Below are 21,993 nucleotides of genomic sequence, written 5' to 3' on the forward strand. Positions count from 1 at the left end.
ACATTCCTATCAACTAAAATCTCTGTAGTTCTTTGCTGTAGTATTCTCAATTAAATAGTAAAAACCTTAATTGGTATTTCTGTTCCATTTTGTTCCGCTGAGACATAAGCTGTGTAAATAGCAACAATAACATCGGATGCTAATTCACTATTACTTTCTATTGGATCTCCAAATACCAATGACCGATAAAATGCATCCATTTCGTGTTGATATCCATTAAACCATGCTTCATCGGGTGATATAAAGGACCAGCCTTGTTTTGTCCCGGTCTTCTCAACAACATATATATCATTGAAATTTTCATCAACTGGATTATAAGTCATCATAGCATTGTTAGGTCCAATATTGCAAAGCGTCCTATGATTGTTGGCATGCACTTCTACGAAGTTTTTCACACCACCATGGAGCAACTCGCTAGCTACAATATCAGCTATTGTTCCATCCTCAAAAACCAAATGAATCGAAGCATAATCCTCTACATCAGTATACGTATCTCTTAAATGACCTTCGTTTTTATAGCTTTCCATTCTGGTAATGGCATGAGTTCTTGCCGATATACTTTTAGGACGTATTGGTTTTCCATTTCTGGCTCGTCCTTCAACATGCTTTAAGTAAATAGATGCAGTTAATGGATGACTGCCTTTACCCATTAATGAGCCTCCGCCGGAAAGATGCCATTTCCCATAATCCTTAGAATGTGACCCTGAATGTGATTGTTGCGCTTGTATCCAAAGAATTTGCGCCCCAGTTTTTTGAATAATTTCACGTTCTTTTTGAATAGCGGGAGCATAAACCCAATTTTCAGCATAGAGAATCGAACCTTCACTTTCTTGCTCCGCTTTTAGCATTCGCTGAATACTTTCCATAGCTAACTTTAAACCCTTTTCCCTTGAAAAAGTACCACCATTAAATGCTGCTGAACCATCCCCAAAATAACCTGTAAATGGTTTTTCTACAATAACATATTTACCGCGTATTAATACTGCTATTACCAGATGTTCATGTGTAGATGGCGGTGTGCATACATGCAGCATATCCGAAGCATCAATTAACTCTTCTAGAGTGTCAAAACTTTTTATGTTTCTCGGAGATGTAAATTCGAGTGATGAATTTGTAGAAAACGCTCCAACAACTTCAACCTTAGTACTGTATATTCGTTTGATTGCTTCATAGTGAAAACTTGCGGCAAAACCAGAACCAATAATCCCTGCGCGTACAACTTTTTCTTTCATTTTTATGCTATTTTTTCAGTGGTATTAAAGCATTAAGTATTTCTGTTTTCCAATCGTCTTTATCCATATCATAAAGGATAAAATCGGAATCAAACTGCCAATAGCTCCAACTCCATTTTCTAGATTCTGCCTGTCTGGCAATATAATTTGTCCATCGAATGCGGGAAGCCATATCCGCTTTTTCATAAGCTCCAAATTCACCAAGCGTAAGCGGTCTATTATAAAGTTTTGACCAATCTTGCGCAATATCAAAATCAAGGTTAACGGCTTCTTCTTCGCTTTTGGACTGAGTCCACTCAATACCGCTTAAATCCTTATTCTTTTTGGACCATGGCGCACCTTGATGTGTAAATTGAATCGGGCTGTAATAATGAATAGCCACGATAATATTTCTATCCTTTTCTGGTAAGCTTAGGTCTTTTAAATGCTTTATCTGATTGCCATTAATTGTCCCTATAACTATTGTTCTCTTAGGATTGGATTCTCTTAAAATCTGATAGGCTTCCTTATGAATTTCATTCCATATTTCAGGTTTCATATTGGGTTCATTGCATATTTCAAACAACACATCATTAGAATATCCCTTACAATGATTCGCTATTTGTTTCCACATTGACAACAACTTAGCTTTATTCCCCAAAGGATTTTTCTCCATGGCACCATGCTCATGAAAATCGACAATTACCATCAGCTTATTCTTTAATGATTCCTTAATTGCGTAATCCAATGTGATAAAGAAACTAGGATTAATTTCATAAGTAGAATCATTCATAGAAAATTTGAAAGGACTCATAACGAGTCTGACATTATTAAAACCTGCCTCTTTGATTAGTTTAAAATGCTTATCCTTCATTCTTGCTTTCGAAGCATCTTTCCAGATAGGATCATATCCTATAATATTTACACCTCGTCCCAATCGTTTATTTTGTTCAAATGCAAACCCCTTACCCCATTTATCTTGGGCTGACAAAATAGAAGAAGCAGTTAGAAAAAATAATGTAACAAGGATTATACTATTTCTTTTAAAATTGTTTTTCATTACTTTAAAATTTTAAAAGACTATTTATAAACTTTATCTCTAGCATCATTCAATTCTTTCATCAAAGCAGGTACAAGAGCGAAAGCATCATACGGAATATCTTTTAAAAGAATAGTTTCTATTGGAAAATAACCTTTAACTCCTGTTTTCTTAAAAATTCTCATCAACCTTTCAGAATCAGTTCTAATTGGACTTCCTATACCAAATGAACTTTCTTTAATCTGCCAGTTTACAGCGTAGGGAGCCGTAATTTCGATATCTAAATATGGATCTGCAGTTTTAAAATTTCCAGTATCAACAATTAAACCAGCCCATTTACTATCAACAGCTTTAAGAACTTTTAAACATTGATCTGCAGTTTGCAGCATATCCCCATGATTTTGGATACCAATCTTAACACCATGTTTTTCTCCTTCAACAGCACATTGCTTGTATGCATCAATCATCCATCCAGCCACTTCATCCCATTTGTCTTCATATCCTTTAGGAATTTCACCAGCAAAGACTCTCAAAACTGGAGCACCTAATTTTTTGGCTACAATCACCCATTTTTTAGCCAGTTCAATATCGGCAGCTCTTACTGCTGGATCAGGAGAAGCAAAATTATTTCGAATTCCAGTTCCTGTTATAACAATGCCTAACTCTTTTGCTTTATTACGAAGCTTCAAAATATATTCATCTGAAGGGACCGCAGGATATCCAGGAAAATAATATCCCGTTAAATCTATTCCTTTTATATTCTGTGCTGCACACCAATCCATTAGATTAAATAATGAATACAAAGGCTGTTTGTCTTTAGCCTGTTTTGCCATCAACAAGTCATTGAAGGAATACGCATTTAATGTCACTATAACATCTTGTTGCTTTTTTGATTTCTTTTCATTTTGTGCAAAAGCGGAATTATTTGCTAGAGAAGATATTAACACAACGATAATTGCAAGAAACCGTAAAAGGTTATTTTTTTTCATGATTTTAAGTTTATGGGTTTGATAGTTTGTATTTAGATAGTCAAATGACTTTAGCAAATATTATCATTACATCGCTAAAAGCAGTGTCTGATAATTTTTATTAAGGGGTGCGTTTGTATTGTTCACAAAATTATTTACGAGAAAAAACAACAATTCGCTATTTACTTATTTTTGAGCAAATCAATTTATAATTAGGAACATTTAAACCCCTTAAAAAAAACGTATACTGCCATCTTGCTTTTAAAAATGAATAAATTTGTTAGGTAGAAAAAAGTTTCATTAGTCTATTTTTATAAATACTATATTGCTTTAAAATAAATAAAACAGTCAAATCCATAAAAACAGCTCCAATCAAAAAATTGTATAAAATATCATCTCGCTTTTTCGTTTATCATCTATACCTATTGTTTTGTCTTCCCATCTATGGTCAGGTAAAAAAAGATACTATTGGGCTTTCAGAACTGATTGTTAAAAGCTTACCCATTCAGAATACAATTCAAAATTCGGCAGCACCAGTTTCTATCATTACAGAGAAAGAAATCAAACAATCAGATGGAGTAATTCTTACCCCAATTCTCAACAAAATTCCGGGTGTATATATGCAGCAAGGCTCCTTGAATACAAATAAAATAACCATTAGAGGCATTGGATCCAGATCACAATACAGCACTACTAGAATCAAAGCCTATTTTGAAGAAATTCCGCTTACTAGTGCCGAAGGTGAAACATCGTTAGAAGACATCGATTTGGAAGCTATCGGAGGTATTGAAATAATAAAAGGCCCTAATTCAACTGGCTTTGGAGCTGGACTTGGCGGTGTAATCAATCTGTTTTCAAATAAGACTCCAAATGAAAATTCTTTTGCAAAATCTGGAACCACCGTAGGAAGTTTTGAATTACTCAAACAGACATTGACCGCTGGATACAGTGATAAGAAATCAAACTTTTTTACCAATTACAGCGCACTACAAAACAACGGTTACAGATCAAATAGTAGTTATGACCGGAAATCATTCAACTTGTTTAGAAAACAACATCTCTCTAAGAATGACATCCTTTCCCTTTTTGTAATCAATACCCAACTAAAAGCTTACATTCCTAGTTCTTTAAGTGAAATTGATTACAACAATTCTCCAGAAAAAGCTGCCACAACTTGGGAAGCAGCGCAAGGATTTGAATCATATGACAAATTATTAATTGGATTGGGATATCAACATCATTTTTCAAAAAACTGGTCGTTAAACACGAGTATTTCCACATCATTCAAAAACGGATATGAAGCTCGTCCTTTTGATATTTTAGAAGATAAAAGTGGTGCTTTTAGCTTTCGATCCAAAATTAACCATATGACTAATCTGTTTTCAATACCTACCACTTTTAGCCTAGGAATAGAAACCATAACAGAAAATTATCATTTTTCTCTTTACAAAAATCTATATAAATCACAACCGGGCCAAGGAAGTATTCAGGGTGATCGTTTTAGTGAAGTTGAACAAAAAAGGAACAATTCAAATGTCTTTGTGCTAATGAATATGCAGCTTCTAGAAAAACTGTATTTAGAATCCGGCTTAGCTTACAACACCACAAATTATGAGCAAAGTGATGTTTTTGTTAAAAATAAAACCGATAAAAAGAGTTATACCTTCGGATCAATTTGGTCACCTCGAATAGGGCTTTCCTATAAAATATCAAAAGGCAAAAACCTGTACACTTCAATTAGCAAAGGTTTTTCAACCCCTACTGTTGCAGAAACATTGACACCCGAAGGACAAATCAATACGGATTTAAAACCTGAGACAGGAATTAATTATGAGGTAGGCTTCAAAGGAAATTTTATAGACTCTAAACTTTACATAGAACTGGCATTTTATGACATGCTTATTCAAAATTTACTGGTTGCTCGCCGTATTGCCGAAGACCAGTATATGGGAATTAATGCTGGTGAAAGTTCGCATCGAGGCATAGAGTTTTTAGTGAATTATAAATGGATTCCAAATTTAAATTTCCAACTGCAGCCTTATTGTTCTGGTACAATAAATAATTTTAGGTTTACCGACTTTGTAGATAAAGATATTGACTTTTCAGGAAATAAACTTCCTGCAGTATCCAATATTCAATGGAATTTAGGCTTTGATTTCAGCACTAATTTTGGGTTGAACTTCAACACAAATTTTGGCTTTTTTGGTAAAATGCCAATGGATGACGCCAATTCTAAATACACCAAAAGCTACCAATTATTGGATGCAAAAATTGCATACACTTTTATCATCCTAAAAAAATTAAAAACAGAAATAAATTTGGGAATGCAAAACATCTTAAACGAAAAATATTCATCAAGTATACTACCTAATGCAGTTGGTTTTGGCACTGCTCTTCCTCGCTATTATTATCCTGGAAATCCAAGTAATTTTTATGGTGGCATAACATTTACCTACCTTTTTAAATAAATAAAAACCGCAGTTATTAAACTTTATTTTAAAAAGCTTAATAACTGCGGTTTTAGTTTTTTTTCAAAAAAAATATTTAATTTTTCTTAAAAAAATAATGCTGCTAATTATTATTTAACAACAGCTTTCACTTCTTCAACAGTTACTATTTTCTTTTGCTTGTTAGACCATGAATTCATAATGTAATTCATTACGTCTGCCACCTCCTGATTTTCTAGACCCAATGCAGGCATTATATTATTAAATTTTTTGCCCTTAACAATAACTACACCCGTCTGTCCATATTTCACGGCATGTATACTTTCTTTTCGCTTCTTTGTTAGCCAATCTGAACCGTCAAGAGGTGGGAAATTAACCAAATCCCCTTTACCGGTTGCTAAATGACATTGCATACAGAAATCAGTATAAATGTCTTTTCCTCTGTTTATACTTGCTTGCAGATTTGATTTTTCCTGAAACTTTACTGGAATTAAATCAACATACTCTGCTTCTTTTAAAACAGAACCTGACAAACCCATAAATGTTAAACCTATCAAAGCAGGACTAACTAGAGTATAAATTTTATTGAATATCATAAACTTAATTTGGTATAATTTTAAAAATTCCTTTTTGTTCTACAGCAAAATAAATATAACCATCATGGCCTTGAATCACGTTTCTTACACGCCCAATATCTGTTGCAATTTTTTGTCTTTTAATCACTTTATTGTCTTTCAATTTCAACAGTTCCAAATATTTAAATTTCATTGCTCCCACAAGCAATTGTCCTTTCCAATCCGGGTAACGATCTCCTGTGACAAAAACCATTCCACCAGGAGCGATAGACGGAACCCAATAATATAAAGGCTGTTCCATTCCTTCCTTTTCGGTTATATCACTTATGATTTTACCATCATAATTAATTCCGTAAGTAATTACAGGCCACCCATAATTAGCCCCCTTTTTAATAATATTAATTTCATCACCTCCTTGTGGTCCGTGTTCATGAGTCCAAATATCTCCAGTTATTGGATTTTTGGTCATCCCTTGAGGATTGCGGTGTCCATAAGAAAAAATAGCTTCTTTTGCTCCCGATTTCCCAACAAATGGATTGTCAGCTGGTATCTTACCATCATCATGTAATCGATAGACTTTCCCTCCATCACGATTTATATCTTGAGGGTTTTCGAATTTTTTATCTCTTTCTCCAATACTAAAATATACATATCCCTTATTATCAAAAGCTATTCGGGAACCAAAATGATTGGGACCGGTAGTATTTGGTGTTGCTTTGTATAATTCTTGAATTTCGGTCAACCCTTCATCTGCTAATTTTGCTCTAATTAGTTTGGTATTTGCTCCTTCACCTTCAGCTCCTTCAGACGAAAAAGTCATATATATCCACCTGTTTTTTTCATAATTGGGGTGCAAAGCAATGTCCAATAATCCACCTTGACCTCGTGTATACACTTTAGGCATATTTTTAACCTCAGTATTCACTCCATTTTTAACATGAAAAAGTTTGCCGCTTTTTTCGGTCACCAATAAAGTGCCGTCTGGTAACATAACCATACCCCATGGAATGATTATACCAGTTGCAACAGGTTCGAAAGTATACTTGACAACCTCATTTTCGATAGGAATGTCATTTTCCTTGACTTGTGCTTTACCATTTGAAATAAAAAGTAAAAAGACTAAAAAAGAACTGATTTTATACATAAATTTTAATATTATTTGATTTAAACAATGTGTTAGCTCACTATTTTACACAACTGAATTTAGAACAGAGTCTGCTTAATTTTACTAACTATTTTAGAATATTATTCTCTATAATGACTCAAGAAATAACAACTTTATATCTTTAGATTAACCAAAGAATTTTCCAATGAAATATATGACAATATTTTAATTAATCCATTTGTAATAAAATAGTAAAATTTTAATTGCAAATATTACTATAAATTCTTTTTAAATAGTGTTTGATAATTTTTATTTAGGGGTATATATGTATTATTAGAAAAGTCAATTATTGAAAAATAATAAGCTAAACCATTATGCATAAACAAGTAAATGTCTTTTTGTCGAATAGAAACATTTCTACCCCTAAAAAAAAATTTACACCCCCGCTCTTCTTCTTAAAACACAATAAATTTGGTAAGAGAAAGATTTTTCATTCTGATTTTATTTCAACTTATGTTAGAAGAATGATAATCAAAAAAACTCAGCAGCAAAAAATAACAATTCGATGCTCATTTAGTCCGAAACCTATGTCTGATTTAAAAAATTAATTAACAATAAAAACAAAAATGGAAAACAACGAAATGCTGAAAACTGTAAACAAAGTTTTCAGTTCAATTGAAAAACTAATTCCTTCCTATATAGAAATTCCCGAAGATAGGAACATCTCAAACGGAAATTTAGCAGTTTGCATAATTGATGAAAATCACAATGTTTATGGAAAAATGTTTGGAACTAATAATGCCAGATTAAGACAATCCTATAAAATAGCATGGACAAAAGCGAGCCAAGTATGGCTTACGGGAGTAAAAACAGGAGAATATGAAAGAATGGTTTTTACAAAAGAAGTAGATGAAAACGCAAATGGTATTGAAGCTCCAGACTTAATAGGCTGGGAAGGCGGACAACCGCTCGTTCTGAAAAACGGTAAAAAAATATCGGTTGGATTTAGTGGTTTTAGAGGAACAACTGATCTCGAAATAATGGTAAAAGCACTAGCTTTGGCTGAATAATTCAATAATCTACTTACACAATTTAATACTTTAAAATAATATTCGAATGCAATACATAGCAAATCCAGAACGATATCAAAAAATGGAATACCGCAGATGTGGTAACAGCGGATTAAAACTACCCGCACTATCCTTAGGTTTATGGCACAACTTCGGGCATATTGATTCCCTAGAAAATGCACGCAATATTTTACGAGCTGCTTTTGATAACGGCATTACTCATTTTGATCTTGCTAACAATTATGGCCCTCCTCCAGGATCCGCAGAAGAAAACTTTGGAAAATTATTCAAGGAAGATTTCATTCCTCACCGAGATGAATTGATTATATCAACCAAAGCTGGCTGGGGAATGTGGGATGGTCCTTATGGCGATTGGGGATCCAAAAAATATTTGGTTGCTAGTCTTGATCAGAGCCTAAAAAGAATGGGCTTAGAATATGTAGATATTTTTTATCACCATCGCCCAGATCCTGAAACTCCATTAGAAGAGACAATGACCACACTTGATTTGATGGTAAGACAAGGAAAAGCTCTTTATGTTGGCATTTCCAGTTATGAGCCTGAGGAAGCCGCAAAAGCTTTTGAAATATTAAAACAATTGGGTACTCCTTGCCTAATTCATCAGCCAAGATATTCTATGTTTGACCGTTGGGTCGAAAATGGATTATTGGATGTATTACAACAGCACCAAATAGGATGTATCGCGTTTTCTCCGCTTGCGCAAGGGCTGTTAACCAATAAATATTTAAAAGGAATCCCAGAAGGATCAAGAGCTTCAAGCCATCGTGGTAATGGTGCAATTGACGAGGAACAGGTTTCGGATGAAAAAATAAAAAAAGTGCTTCAATTAAATACAATTGCTGAAGAACGCGGACAGAACCTAGCCCAAATGGCATTAGCATGGATTCTAAAAGATCAGCGAATTACTTCAGTTCTTTTAGGAGTAAGTAGACCAGAACAGCTTTTAGATTCTATCGATTGTCTCAAAAATTATTCTTTTACAAACGAAGAATTAAACAGAATAAACCAAATTCTAAAATAATCTCTTCCATAAAATCATAAAAATAGGCCTTTTTGAAGGGCCTATTTTTTTATTCTTTATCAGTTTGTGAACTCTTATAAACTGTTGGTGATGAATTATAGAGTTTTTTAAATTCTTTACTAAAATGTTTTCGATCATTAAAGCCAACCATATACGTTATTTCAGATACTGGAAAACTCGAATGCAATAATAAACTCGCTGCTTTTTTCAATCTCATATTTTTAATAAAACCAGCAACCGATTGATTGGTGAGCGTTTGAACTTTTTTATACAAAACAGTTCTGCTCATTCCAATCTCTCTGACCAAATCATTCACATCAAAATTTGAGTTATCAATATTGTCATTAATTATTTGAGTTAATTTTTTCAGAAAAATACCTTCTGGCGTTTCCATATTTTCAATTTCTGAACTATTACGGATAAACTTTTCACTGTATTTTTGCCTCATTATTTCTTTAGCGGACAATAAGTTTATTATGTTTAGCTTTAATATTTCAATACTAAACGGTTTTGAAATATAAGAATCGGCTCCTGTAGAAAGCCCTTCAATTCTATTTAGCGTAGATGATTTAGCGGTTAATAATATAACAGGAATATGATTTGTATTTTGGCTTGTTTTTAATATTTTACAAAATTCAAAGCCATCCATTTCAGGCATCATAACATCGCTGATGATAAGATCCGGAATTTCTTTTTCCATAAATTCCAATGCATCAGTAGCATTTGTAAACTTTAAAATTCGATAATCTTCGCATAGAACATCAAAAACAAATGATAAAACCTCCTCATTATCATCTATAATAAGAAGTGTCTTTTTATCTTCTTCAATTGTATCTAAAACTTCTTCTGTAACCGGCACAATAATTTCAGTTTTTACATCAGAAATTGGATTTACAGAATCAGGGATAGCAATTTGGTTTTCAATTATCTGAGATTTTTTGAAATGATCCTTCCCTTTTTTCAAAGTAATTGTAAAAATTGTGGTAAAAGAAGCATCAGCTTCTGTTTGTACATTAAGTTCTCCATGGTGCAGCTCTACAATGCTTTTACTCAATGCTAAGCCTATTCCACTGCCCAAATTGGCACTGCCGCGATCATCTAACTGGAAAAAATTCTTAAATATTTTCTTTTTCCTGTTTTCGGGTATTCCAATACCATTATCTTTCACTTTGATTTGTATTGTGTCTGCATCCATGCCCTTTTGTTCTACTGCCAATGTTATTCTTCCATTTTTACTGGTGAATTTAAAAGCATTGGAAAGCAGGTTATAAATCACTTTTTCCATCTGGTTTTTATCAAAATAAACCTGTATGGAATTAATATTCAGAACAAATTTGTAATCAATTTTTTTCTCGACTGCGATACCTCGAAACGATTCATAAATATCGAAACAAAAAGGCACAATATCCTGCTGTTCACAATAGATTTTCATACTGCCTTTTTCAGCTTTTCTAAAATCCATCAGCTCATTAACCAATTTTAATAATCGATCCGAGTTACTTTTTATAATCTTCAATTTACTTTCCAGGTTGCTGTTCTTTTCTGCATGATTGAGCAATTCTTCAACTGGTCCGCTGATCAGAGTGAGTGGTGTTCGTATTTCGTGCGATACATTCGTAAAAAAATCCAATTTCATTTTATACAGCTCCTGTTGTCTTTCTTTTTCTACTTGCTCGAAAAACAAGGCTCTTTTTAAATTTTCTCTATTTCGCATGAAACGAAAAAACAATACCGAAGAGCATATTAGCAAAGAGGCGTAGAAGAAATACGCCCACCAAGTTCTCCACCAGGGAGGAAGCACCGTAATTTTCAAAGTTTTAATTGAGGGATTCCATAAACCATCTTCATTAGATGTTTTTATACTCAAAACATAACTTCCCGATTGAAGATCCATTAAGCTAATATTATGCTGGTTTCCAATGTCATGCCAGTCATCTTTACTAAACATACTTTCCAACTTATAAGAGTACCTGTTGTTTTCTGTATTTACAAAGTTTAAAGCACTAAATTCAATTCCCACATAAGTCTGCCAATAATTTAAAGTAATTTCGGAAGTTTCCGAGATACAATTCTCCAACGGGACGTTTTTATTACCTGGAATGATTACTTCATTATTAACAATAAGCTTTGTCAATACTATCTCACTTTCATTTTGTGTTTTTACAACATTCAAAGGGTTAAAAATTGTCAGCCCTTTTGATGAACCAAATACGAGCTGATTCTCATTTAATTTTAGATCGCAATTATTTGAAAATTGCTTTACTTTCAAACCATCTTTAGAAGAAAAAGTAGTTATTTCTAAATCAGAACTTTTAAAAGGAGGATTAAATGTTTTTATTTTTATTCTAAAAAGCAGATCATTGGCAGTTACCCAAAGATTACCAGCAGCATCTTCGGTTATACTTTTTATGGTTTCATCCGTAAACCCCAAAGCTTTATTAATTACATAAAATTTACTGGTTTTTTCATCAAAATAATTGAGCCCGTCATAATCTGCACCTATCCAAAGTCTCTTCTTTGAATCGGTATACAAGACTGTCAAACTATTATTTGCAATAGAATTTGGTCCATTTGTTCTGTATACTTTTAAAACTTTTTTTGATTTCTTGTCAAATAAATCTAATCCATCTTGCGTAGCGACCCACAAAAAACTATTTCTGTCTTCAATATCCATAATAAAATTATCGCTGATTGAACTTACAGAACCATTATCCAAATAATTTTCAACAATACCATTCTGTTCTATTCGTTTAAGCCCGCTTCCATTAGTTGCCACCCAAACGGCTCCATTATCTACTAACAAAGAGTTTATTGGTCTTTCTCCCGTTTTGGAATCCTTTGCCGACAATGGTATGTTACGAAATAATTTACTCTTCTTATTGAACTCATATAAGCCATTAAAGGTACCGCAAAGCAAAACATCCTGATTTTTATTAGCTAAAGAAGTAATCATATTGGTTGTTTTTTCCGAATCAATTGGATCAATTAAATACGAAGCACTTTTATTCGTTTTGAAATCCAGAAAATTCAAACCTCCACCATAAGTTCCAACCCATAACGAACCATCCGTGTCTTTGGCAATTGCATTCACCAATGAGTTATTTAAACCAAAATTAGGTTTAGTAGTTTCATTAATACTTATAAAATTATTATTTGTTTTATGGAAAAAATTGACACCGCCCCCAACTGTTCCCAGCCAAATACTTCCAAAACGATCCTTTAACAGACATTTTACGTCATTATCGGATAGACTATAAGTGGTCTGTGGATTGTGTGTGTATTTAAAGAATTTATTTTTATCTTTCTTAAATACACATAATCCATTTTTAGTGGCAAACCAAATTGTTTTGTCATCAATAGATAATATGTCACTAACCCAATTAGATGATATACTGTTTTTATTATTTACATTATGCAAATAATTAATAAGTACATTTTTGGCTTTAGAGAATAAAAACACTCCATTAGTTTCTGTCGAGAACCATAAATCTCCATTTTCCTCCTTGATAATTTTTACAATCTTAGCTTTTGAAAAAGATGCATTATCAGTCCAAATCTTTGGCAGTTTTTTCTGAATCCCATTTTTAGGATTGAAAGCCTGCAGTCCTTTTGATGATCCAACCAGAACTCCATATTTGCTGTCATAAAATAAGGAAAGAACCCTGCTTGTTTTAAATGTAGAATTCGGATCATTTGAAATTTCTTTTAACAATCTTGTTTTCCTGTCAAGAAGTTTAACCCCTCCAAAAGTTCCTACCCATACATTATTGTTGGTGTCTTGAATAATGGTAGATATATAATTTCTTCCTCCTTTTATTGGTGGAATGTCAATATTTACAAAATTATTCCTATCCTTATCAAAAAGATTCAAACCGTTATTAGTTCCAACCCACAAGTTCTTTTCATTGTCCTCTAAAATAGCATTGATATGATTGTTACTAATAGTACCTGAATCATTTTTATTACGGACATACTGCAAAAAATTATATCCATCATACCTAATCAATCCATTGGCGGTGCCTATCCAAATAAACCCTTTCTTAGTCTGATGAATACTTGAAATTGTGCTTTGTGAAAAATTCACATCATAATTGATATGTTCAAAATACAGATTTGTCTCCTGTGCAACTGAAGAATAAATACATGAAAAAAACAAAATAAAAAACAAAAAATAGGCCCTGATTTTATTCATAAAATGGATTTAAATTTACGGATCGCTTCAAACATTATACAAACGCAATGTAAATGTAAAACAAAATTAACGAAGGGTGTTTATGTACTATTTAGGGGGTGTATATGTGCTTTTATATTAGGATTGATTTTAAAGTAATTATTAATGATATAGAAACAGAACAATTTAAGATTGTATAAGGAAATGACTATCACCGGTAAAGATGATAATGGTAAAATCTCACCACTTAAAAAATGTATTGACCAAGATAGGCAGTTTGATTTATTTTTAGAAAAGAAAAAAATTCAGTCTTAATATAAGAAATCAACAAAACATTTTTGTGACATTTTTATTAAATCGTAGGTAACACAATTAGATATAAGTCGAAAAAATTAAATGTTCTGAAGTTATCAATATCTTACAGTCGCATTATAATAAAATAAGAAATATCTTCCTTCAAAATAGCCTCGGACTCTTCGAAATACTTAGTAAACGTTGCAAATCTTCCTAAAAAAAGTTCCACAATTGCTCGGAGGAACTACTTGACCGAACAAATGAAAAAAAGCCTCATTGAGCTACCCAAAATTGTATTTAAATTTTTGGAGGTAGTTTAGCTTTATTGTTTTTTTCTTTCTTATAAAATTGCTTTTTTTTCAAAGAATCGATTTATTATCTCTTAATTCATAATGCAAAGGCAGAAATAATTGCATAGCATTTTAAAATGCTATGCACGGACTTTGAATGCCTAACAACGCCCAAAAACACCATCATTAAGCAGTAAAAAAGATTACGCTCTAACTTAGTTCATTACTTAATAATAAAGAATAGGAGGCGGAAGATGAACGACAATATAATAAAAGATGATCTAAGACAATTTGGCCTACTGCTAGTGGAGCAATTTAAACAAGTTATAGAGAATAACCAAAATAAAGAAATCCACGACTTAAATCCAGAATGGCTTAAAAGCAGTGTTGTCAGAAAACTAATGGATATATCTGCTGCATCGCTTCAGAATCTCAGGATAACGGAAAAAGTGCGCTTCAAAAAAATTTATTATTATAACAAATCAGATTTAATGAATCTGTTCAATGATACAAAATAATATGAGACTGAAAAAACTTTTAAAGTACCTTTCAATTTTGGAAGAGGATCGCAGGCTTAATGTTTGGCACTTGCACTTTTGAATGCAATTCTTTGTCTCGCCTATAAACAAAGACACACAAGGATCATTAAAGTGAGCCGTAGTAAAATAATGTCACTTTCACATGTCCGTACACTACCAACCTACCATAAATACTTTAAAGAGTTGCAACAAATGGGCTATATCAATTACCGAGCATCCTACCATCCTGGGTATCGAAGCGAAGTGGAAATAACAATAAAACCTCACAAGCAGTAAGTTTTTTTTCTGAATTGATATGCAATTAAAATTTCTATATCATAAATCATAGCATATTGCAAAACTTCGCCGTCTGAGAACTTATATCCAGAATTTGTTCGGCAGTAGACAGAACACTTTGAACACTATATACAGAAGCAGCAAATATGATTTGAGTACACTAATCACTTGCCAATAAGTTTATAGTTCCAAAAAATGTTTACTTTTTTAGTAATCATTGAATTATGTCGTTCATTTATAGTCAATCCGCTTAATGCAGGAAAATATAAAATTATAAAGATTCGAGACCCTTAGAATTTCTGCCAAAATAATGTCACTTTCACATATCAGTACACTACCAACCTACCATAAATACTTTAAGGAGTTGCAACAAATGGGCTATATCAATTACCGACCATCCTACCATCCCGGGTATCGAAGCGAAGTGGAAATAACAATAAAACCTCACAAGCAGTAAGTTTTTTTTCTAAATTGATATGCAATCAAAATTTCTATATCATAAATCATAACATATTGCAAATCTTTGCCGCCTGAGAGCCTATAACCAGAATTTCTTCGGCATTAATCAAACTTAAAATAATAATACTTATCTAATATTCTTCATAATTTAAATTTACTAATTATAGCACTATCGATTTTACTAATTAAAGCACATTGGCATTTACTAATTTTATCACGTTTATGTTTACTAATTTTAATACATTTGCATATACTAATTTTATCACGTATCCACACATGCAAATTCTAAGAAAATTATAGTATGGTTACCAATAATATAATTAAAAATGGCAACACCAAAAGAAAGATTTATAGAAGCACTTACTTTTCTTAAAGACCTACAAGAGAAGAACATTGTGGGGATACATACCGATGATATCCCTAATGCAAAATATCGACAGCTATTGGTAAAAAACGGCTTTATTCGAGAGGTCTCCAAAGGCTGGTACATTGCAACAGACCCAAGTGAAAAAGAAGGGGAAACAACAGCCTGGTTTAGTTCATACTGGGACTTTATTTCTCAATTTCTTAATAAAAAATACGGGGAGAACTGGTGTATATCTGCTGATCAATCATTGCTTATGCATTCTGGAAACTGGTCAGTGCCAAAGCAATTAATTGTACGCTCCCCCGAAGGCAACAACAAACCAACCCCATTGCCATACAATACATCACTTTTCAATCTAAAGACTACTATAGCATTACCTGATCAAATTGAGATACAAAGAGGCATAAAGATGTACAATCTGCAGAGTGCTCTTATTTATAGCAGCCCTTCTTTGTATACTCACAATGCAATTGATGCCCGTACGACACTTTCAATGATCAGGGATGCCTCTGAGTTATTGCCAATATTACTGGAGAATGGACATACCACACTCGCTGGACGTTTAGCCGGCGCATTTCGCAATATACATCGTGACAGAATAGCAGATCAAATCATTGAAACATTCAAGGCAGCAGATTACGATATTCGCGAAGAAGACCCATTTAACAATCAGCTTGATATCAAATTATCTCCGCGCGAACGATCGCCATATGCAAACCGAATTCACTTAATGTGGATGCAGATGCGCGAAGATATTATAAATATCTTTCCTGCCCAGCCCGGACTACCCAAAGACACTAATTCATATCTTAAGGAAATTGATGATATTTTTATTACTGATGCTTACCATTCATTATCTATTGAACGCTATCGTGTAACACCGGAATTAATTGCCAAAGTGAGCAGCGGCAGATGGGATGCAAAAGAAAATGAGGAGGATCGAAAACAAAGGGATGCGATGGCCGCAAGAGGTTATTATCAAGCATTTACACAAGTTAAAGAGACAATTAAAGAAATCTTAAAGGGAGCAAACCCTGGCATCGAAGTAGACAAAGATCATTCCAAATGGTACAGAGAACTATTTGATCCAAGTGTAGCTGCTGGCATATTAAAAGCAACAGATCTAGCAGGATATCGAAATCATCAAGTCTATATTGGCAACTCTAAACACACACCGCTTAACGTCGAGGCTATGCGTGATACTATGCCAATTCTTTTTCAATTGCTTGAACAAGAAAGTGAAGCCTCGGTACGTGCTGTTTTAGGACATTTCATATTTGTATTTATTCATCCCTATATGGATGGAAATGGACGAATGGGACGTTTTCTTTTAAATGCTATGCTGGCATCCGGTGGATATCCATGGACAGTAATACCTGTTGAAAAAAGGGATGAATACATGCAGGCACTGGAAAAAGCCAGCGTAGATCAGAATATTACTCCATTTGCAGCATTCCTTGGATATCTGGTAAATGAAACACTAAAAGGAAAAGCAGTAGCTGAATTACCCCCTTCCCTATAAAAAATCCAATAAAACCGACCAATTCAATTGTCGTGCTTTTATTAGTAAAACAAAATTGACATGTAATCAAAATTTCTATATCATAAATCATAGTACATTACAAAACTTTACCGTCTGAGAACTTATATACAGAATTTGCTCGGCAGTAAACAGAACACTTTAAACACTACAGGCAGAAGTAGCAAATATGATTTGAGCGCACTAATCACTTGCCAATAAGTTTATAGTTCCAAAAAATGTTTACTTTTGTAGTAATCATTATGAATTATGTCGTTCTTTTAAAGTCAATCAGTTTCATGCAGGAAAGTTTAAAATTCTAAGATTTCAAGGACTTTTTAAACTTATGGCAAAATCGTGGCACACCAGATCTTTTTCAAAGTAAAACACCAGTAATAAAGCGGGTTTTGAGCTTATGTTCGATTCCCGGCGATTCCACAAATTCATTTTCAAATGAAATCAAAAGCCTGTAAATCTTAGGATTTACAGGCTTTTTTGTTTTTACTACTCTCAAAAATCATCATTAAATCATAATCCAAATAGTACATCTATGACCATTAATTGAATTATTGTTGAGTATTTTTACTTAGAAAGTAGCACACTATTTTTTAATATTTTTTTTCTCAATTTTCATATAATCACTAATTACCTTGTCAGAAATCTTCGGGTTTGCTCCTTCTTCTCCAGCTACTAAAGCCCCAATTGCACAAGCATAATTCAATGACTTTTGAGGCGACTTCCCTCTTAGTAACCTTACTATTAATGATGCTAAAAATGAATCTCCTGCACCAACAGTATCGACTACTTTAATAAAATAACCACTATTATAATAAAATTTTTCATTATAATACAAAACAGCTCCAAATGCGCCTTTAGTAACGCATACTTGTTTTGTATTAGTTTTGTCAGCAATAAATTTAATATTTTGCTCAAAAGAATTATAAGGGGAATCCAGTTTTCTGCTTATTTCATATAATTCCTCATCGTTAAGCTTGATGAAGTCAGCTTTCATCATAAGCTCTACTAATACATCAGTTGTATAATAAGGTGCTCTTAAATTGGCATCAAAAACTTTAAATTTTGCTTCTTCTAATAAAGCATTTAAAGTTGACCTAGATTCTTCATCCCTGCAGATTAAACTTCCGAAAATAAAAACATCCGCTTCAGAAACTTTTGTCTTAATATCATCATTAAGTGCTATTTTATCCCATGCAGAAGGATATAAAATATCATAAGATGCATTTCCTTTTTCATTAATCATTACATTAACTACTCCGGTTTTATACTCTTCACTAACTTGAAGTATACCCGTATCAATACCCTTTTCAGATAAAAAAGAAATAATTTCTTTGCCATCAGCATCGGAACCAACTTTACTAATTATAGTTGATTCTGCGCCAAAGGATTTCATTCTAAGTGCAACATTTAATGGTGCTCCTCCTATTTTCTTGTGAGTTGGAAAAACATCCCATAATACTTCTCCATATGTTACCGCTTTCACTTTAAATAATTTAATCATTTTTTCTAATTTTAATAAATTAAAGGGTAAGCGCATCGACTTACCCCATAACTGCTTAACTTAATCTAACCTTACTTTATACACAAATAATTAATGGAATTACGATAAATCCCTTTCTTATTCTGGTTTTGTTAACTGAAGATCTGAAACTATAAAATTTTGTCCTTCCGCTATGATTCCCCATTTATTTTTATCCCTTCCATAAATGCGATTGCTCAATGCTGCTTTTCCGTTAATGTAAAGAATACAAACACTTCCCTCGGCAACAATTTCAACATCATATTTCACGCCCGATTGCAATTTAAACGGAATTCTGGTAACTTCTTGTGAAGCCGAATTATATCCTACAATTTTACCCTGACTAGGCTCAAAAGCAATTTTATAATAGCTTCCGCCATCATTGGTCTGAAATACAAAACCAGCTGAACCAGTTGCATTCCCGAGAGTAAATTGCCCTTTTATCTTAACTTTTTTCTCAATATTTTTAAAAAGTATCATCGCCTTCCCCGATGCCCCTTCTAAATTATAAGTGCCATTACTTTCTGTGACATTACCTAAAGTATTATCAGTTTCGACCTTGATGCTTTTAGCAAATAGATCTTTTACCGATTGTGGTGCTTGAGTTCCAAGAGTTCCGTCTGTATTTTGTGTCAGCTCATGAATGACCATATTTCCTGCCCACTCTTTGTTTCCATTATCATTCTCAGGCGATTTTCTAGCGTTCCAACCAAAAACATAACGTTTGTTTCCATCGGAAGCTGTTTTTCCTGCATAGAAATATTCACCATCAATCATATCATTTTCAGGAGTGATCCAAGGTCCATTGATTGAAGATGCCATTCTATAATGTGTTCCTTTTGAACTGCCCCAGTTTTCAGAGAAAAATAAGTACCAATAATTGCCCATTTTAAAAATATCCGCACATTCCATCATCAGATAATTCTCTTGCGGCGTTGTGGTATAAATAGGTGCTTGAACATCCCACTTTCCTGAAGCTGGATCAGTACTTGTAAAATGCAATAAAACGGCTTTTCTTCCTGGTTCTGTTTGAGTACTGACAATCATTGAATATTTCTTTAATTCCTCATTATAAAACACATGAGGATCCCTGAAATCATAGTTGTAATAACCTGCAGGAGCGGTGATTTTAAACGAAGGAACTTTTGTCCAGTTTTTTAAATCAGAGCTTGTGGCACATAACACGCTTTCTCTAGCATTAGATTGTATAAAAGCCGGCGTTTCGTTATGACCTGTATAATAAAAATAATATACATTGCCCACTTTAACAACCGAACCTGTTCCTATGGCAAAATCCGGATCTGTGTTATTTCCGTATGGAATCATTTGACCCTCATAAGAAAAATTGACTAAATCAGTGCTTTGAAATTCATGGATATCATGAAAACCTTTTCCGGCTGGTTTATTCTGTGCATCATGCAGAAAAAAGATATGGAATTTTCCATTATCAAAATAAGGCATTATATCACCAGTATAACCCGCACTGTAGTAAGGATCCGTACCACCCATCCATTGGGATGGTGGCACGGGATAAATACTGGTCATTTCTACTGGACCTCCAGAAATGGATCCTCCAATATAAGTATCATCATTTTGACTGCAGGAAACCAGCGAAAAAAAGATTGATGATAACAGTACTATTTTTTTATATTTCATTTTTATTTTATTTAGTATGATTAATTCTTAACCAAATAATTAATACTGTTTTGTGTCAAAAGCTTAATGTTATTTATAAACTCATTAGGCTGGCTTGGTACGCCGCTGCTATTGGTTTCGTTGTACCAATCGTAAGCTCCCATTGAGATTACAATTACGTTTTTATCTGTGGCATTATTTGGCCACTCAGCAATAGTTACACGACCATCAAGAGAATTATCCCATGCCTCGCTGGCTAGATTTGTACCTCCTGTTTGGTTTCTCCAACCTTCTCCATTAACATAACCTCCCCATTCCGGAACAAACCACCAAGCTGTATGATTCAACCTAAAAGTACCACTCTGTAATAAATTTGCTTTTCCGGCTTCGTAAGTAGTTAGCCCTTCGAAAATAGGATGGGTTTCACGTCCAACAAAAGACATTCCCCATGAATTTCCATCTACAAAACCATTAGGAGGAAAATCTCCAAAAACGTTATTCGGTCCTTTTCCAGAAGGAACTATCCCCAAAGCATCAACATATTGCGATGCAAACGTTGTCAATAATAAGTTCCCTCCATTGGCGCGGTAATTTTTTAAAGCATTCGTAACAGCAGGATTGTAAGCGACTGCAGGCAAATTCGTTGCAGAATCAAAATGCCACCATATTACATCCACATCACTTAAATCAGCTCCATTTAGAATATTGTCAAATGATATGTATTTTGCTCCTGGAAAATTTTGGAACAACCAGTCAGCAGCGGTAATTTCATCCAGATTTGTTATTCCGGCTCTAGTTTCCGCCGTTCCTAAAAACGCAACAACTAAACCAGCTACGGGTACACCAACATTTGCGGTATAATTAACGCTTTTCCCATTAGACGTTACTACGAAAATAACCGGATTGGTAAAGTCAATAGTAGTTCCTGATGCCGGAGCAATTGAAACTCCTTCCGTTAATTCAATTATAGGTTGCAAAGCCGTCAAATTGGTGTTTTCAGGTAAAGTCATTGTAATCGTTTTATTCACATCGTTGATTATTGCTTCAACAGAATTGATTTTAAAACTCTTGATCGGACTCAAGACAACAACCGTAACCGTATAATCTTTATACAAATTACCATTTACAACTCTAAACTTAACCGGGTTCGTGAAATTTATTGGTTTAGTTAGATCCAAATTTGTTGTAGCCCCTTCCTGCAATGAGATTTCTGGTGTGACAGCAGTAATTTCAGATCCATAAGGCATCGTAACATTTATTTTCCCTGTCTTTTGATCAATGGCTCCATTTACTCCATTTATTTTAAAAGCAGTAACATTTGAAGGAGAATCCACTTCAAAACCACCATTTTCAAAACTGTCTTCGCAAGATGAAATCACGAAAATCAATGCCAAAGCAATAAAGGCTTTGGTCATATTTTTATATATTAATTTTCTCATGTTTATCGTT

General features: G+C 33.5%; 16 protein-coding genes. 7 read left to right on the forward strand and 9 right to left on the reverse strand.

What is annotated here, in order from left to right; all coding sequences use genetic code 11:
* Window positions 1-50: 50 nt before the first annotated feature.
* Genes B0E44_RS08435 through B0E44_RS08445 form a run of 3 tightly spaced genes read right to left on the reverse strand, consistent with a single transcriptional unit; the run spans window position 51 to window position 3,239 of the window.
* Window positions 51-1,232, reverse strand: a complete 1,182-nt coding sequence (locus B0E44_RS08435) for a Gfo/Idh/MocA family protein (protein ID WP_077372955.1) — start codon at window positions 1,230-1,232, stop codon at window positions 51-53.
* A gap of 7 nt (window positions 1,233-1,239) precedes the next feature.
* Window positions 1,240-2,271: a glycoside hydrolase family 5 protein gene (locus B0E44_RS08440; protein ID WP_077372958.1), complete on the reverse strand. Its 1,032-nt coding sequence runs from the start codon at window positions 2,269-2,271 to the stop codon at window positions 1,240-1,242.
* Between the two features lie 20 nt (window positions 2,272-2,291).
* Window positions 2,292-3,239, reverse strand: a complete 948-nt coding sequence (locus B0E44_RS08445; RefSeq protein WP_077372961.1) for a sugar phosphate isomerase/epimerase — start codon at window positions 3,237-3,239, stop codon at window positions 2,292-2,294.
* A gap of 359 nt (window positions 3,240-3,598) precedes the next feature.
* On the opposite strand from B0E44_RS08445, the gene B0E44_RS08450 reads away from it, so the two are divergent.
* The gene (locus B0E44_RS08450; RefSeq protein WP_254423269.1) at window positions 3,599-5,686 is read left to right on the forward strand and encodes a TonB-dependent receptor; all 2,088 of its coding nucleotides are present in this window, start codon (window positions 3,599-3,601) and stop codon (window positions 5,684-5,686) included.
* Window positions 5,687-5,796: 110 nt separating this feature from the next.
* Here the strand turns inward: B0E44_RS08450 and B0E44_RS08455 are convergent, their stop codons facing one another.
* Window positions 5,797-6,261 carry a cytochrome c gene (locus B0E44_RS08455; protein WP_077372967.1) on the reverse strand — a complete coding sequence of 155 codons (465 nt, stop codon included), beginning with the start codon at window positions 6,259-6,261 and terminating at the stop codon, window positions 5,797-5,799.
* A gap of 4 nt (window positions 6,262-6,265) precedes the next feature.
* Window positions 6,266-7,384 (reverse strand): PQQ-dependent sugar dehydrogenase, encoded by a 1,119-nt coding sequence (locus tag B0E44_RS08460; RefSeq protein ID WP_077372970.1) that lies wholly within the window; start codon window positions 7,382-7,384, stop codon window positions 6,266-6,268.
* 587 nt (window positions 7,385-7,971) lie between these two features.
* Here B0E44_RS08460 and B0E44_RS08465 point away from each other — a divergent pair.
* Both B0E44_RS08465 and mgrA read left to right on the forward strand, forming a co-directional pair.
* Entirely contained in the window at window positions 7,972-8,415 is a 444-nt protein-coding gene (locus B0E44_RS08465; RefSeq protein WP_077372973.1) for a heme-binding protein, read from the forward strand.
* A gap of 46 nt (window positions 8,416-8,461) precedes the next feature.
* Window positions 8,462-9,457, forward strand: a complete 996-nt coding sequence (gene mgrA / locus B0E44_RS08470) for an L-glyceraldehyde 3-phosphate reductase (protein ID WP_077372976.1) — start codon at window positions 8,462-8,464, stop codon at window positions 9,455-9,457.
* A 49-nt stretch (window positions 9,458-9,506) separates the two neighbouring features.
* On the opposite strand, the gene B0E44_RS08475 is transcribed toward mgrA, so the two are convergent.
* Window positions 9,507-13,649 (reverse strand): two-component regulator propeller domain-containing protein, encoded by a 4,143-nt coding sequence (locus B0E44_RS08475; RefSeq protein ID WP_077372979.1) that lies wholly within the window; start codon window positions 13,647-13,649, stop codon window positions 9,507-9,509.
* A gap of 817 nt (window positions 13,650-14,466) precedes the next feature.
* Here B0E44_RS08475 and B0E44_RS08480 point away from each other — a divergent pair.
* The 4 genes from B0E44_RS08480 (at window position 14,467) to B0E44_RS08490 (ending at window position 17,375) form a co-directional block, all read left to right on the forward strand.
* Window positions 14,467-14,730 carry a DNA-binding protein gene (locus B0E44_RS08480; RefSeq protein ID WP_077372982.1) on the forward strand — a complete coding sequence of 88 codons (264 nt, stop codon included), beginning with the start codon at window positions 14,467-14,469 and terminating at the stop codon, window positions 14,728-14,730.
* 150 nt (window positions 14,731-14,880) lie between these two features.
* Window positions 14,881-15,027 carry a hypothetical protein gene (locus B0E44_RS19030; protein WP_254423270.1) on the forward strand — a complete coding sequence of 49 codons (147 nt, stop codon included), beginning with the start codon at window positions 14,881-14,883 and terminating at the stop codon, window positions 15,025-15,027.
* Between the two features lie 310 nt (window positions 15,028-15,337).
* Entirely contained in the window at window positions 15,338-15,484 is a 147-nt protein-coding gene (locus B0E44_RS18785; RefSeq protein WP_165688781.1) for a hypothetical protein, read from the forward strand.
* 328 nt (window positions 15,485-15,812) lie between these two features.
* Window positions 15,813-17,375 carry a Fic family protein gene (locus tag B0E44_RS08490; RefSeq protein ID WP_077372985.1) on the forward strand — a complete coding sequence of 521 codons (1,563 nt, stop codon included), beginning with the start codon at window positions 15,813-15,815 and terminating at the stop codon, window positions 17,373-17,375.
* A gap of 598 nt (window positions 17,376-17,973) precedes the next feature.
* Here B0E44_RS08490 and B0E44_RS08495 read toward each other — a convergent pair.
* From B0E44_RS08495 to B0E44_RS08505, 3 genes are all read right to left on the reverse strand, one after another.
* The gene (locus B0E44_RS08495; protein ID WP_077372988.1) at window positions 17,974-18,891 is read right to left on the reverse strand and encodes a carbohydrate kinase family protein; all 918 of its coding nucleotides are present in this window, start codon (window positions 18,889-18,891) and stop codon (window positions 17,974-17,976) included.
* A gap of 117 nt (window positions 18,892-19,008) precedes the next feature.
* Window positions 19,009-20,565 (reverse strand): glycoside hydrolase family 32 protein, encoded by a 1,557-nt coding sequence (locus tag B0E44_RS08500; protein ID WP_077372991.1) that lies wholly within the window; start codon window positions 20,563-20,565, stop codon window positions 19,009-19,011.
* A 20-nt stretch (window positions 20,566-20,585) separates the two neighbouring features.
* Window positions 20,586-21,983, reverse strand: a complete 1,398-nt coding sequence (locus tag B0E44_RS08505; RefSeq protein WP_077372994.1) for a DUF4960 domain-containing protein — start codon at window positions 21,981-21,983, stop codon at window positions 20,586-20,588.
* Window positions 21,984-21,993 lie beyond the last annotated feature (10 nt).

The sequence above is a fragment of the Flavobacterium sp. A45 genome, assembly GCF_002001005.1.
Classification (GTDB): Bacteria; Bacteroidota; Bacteroidia; order Flavobacteriales; family Flavobacteriaceae; genus Flavobacterium.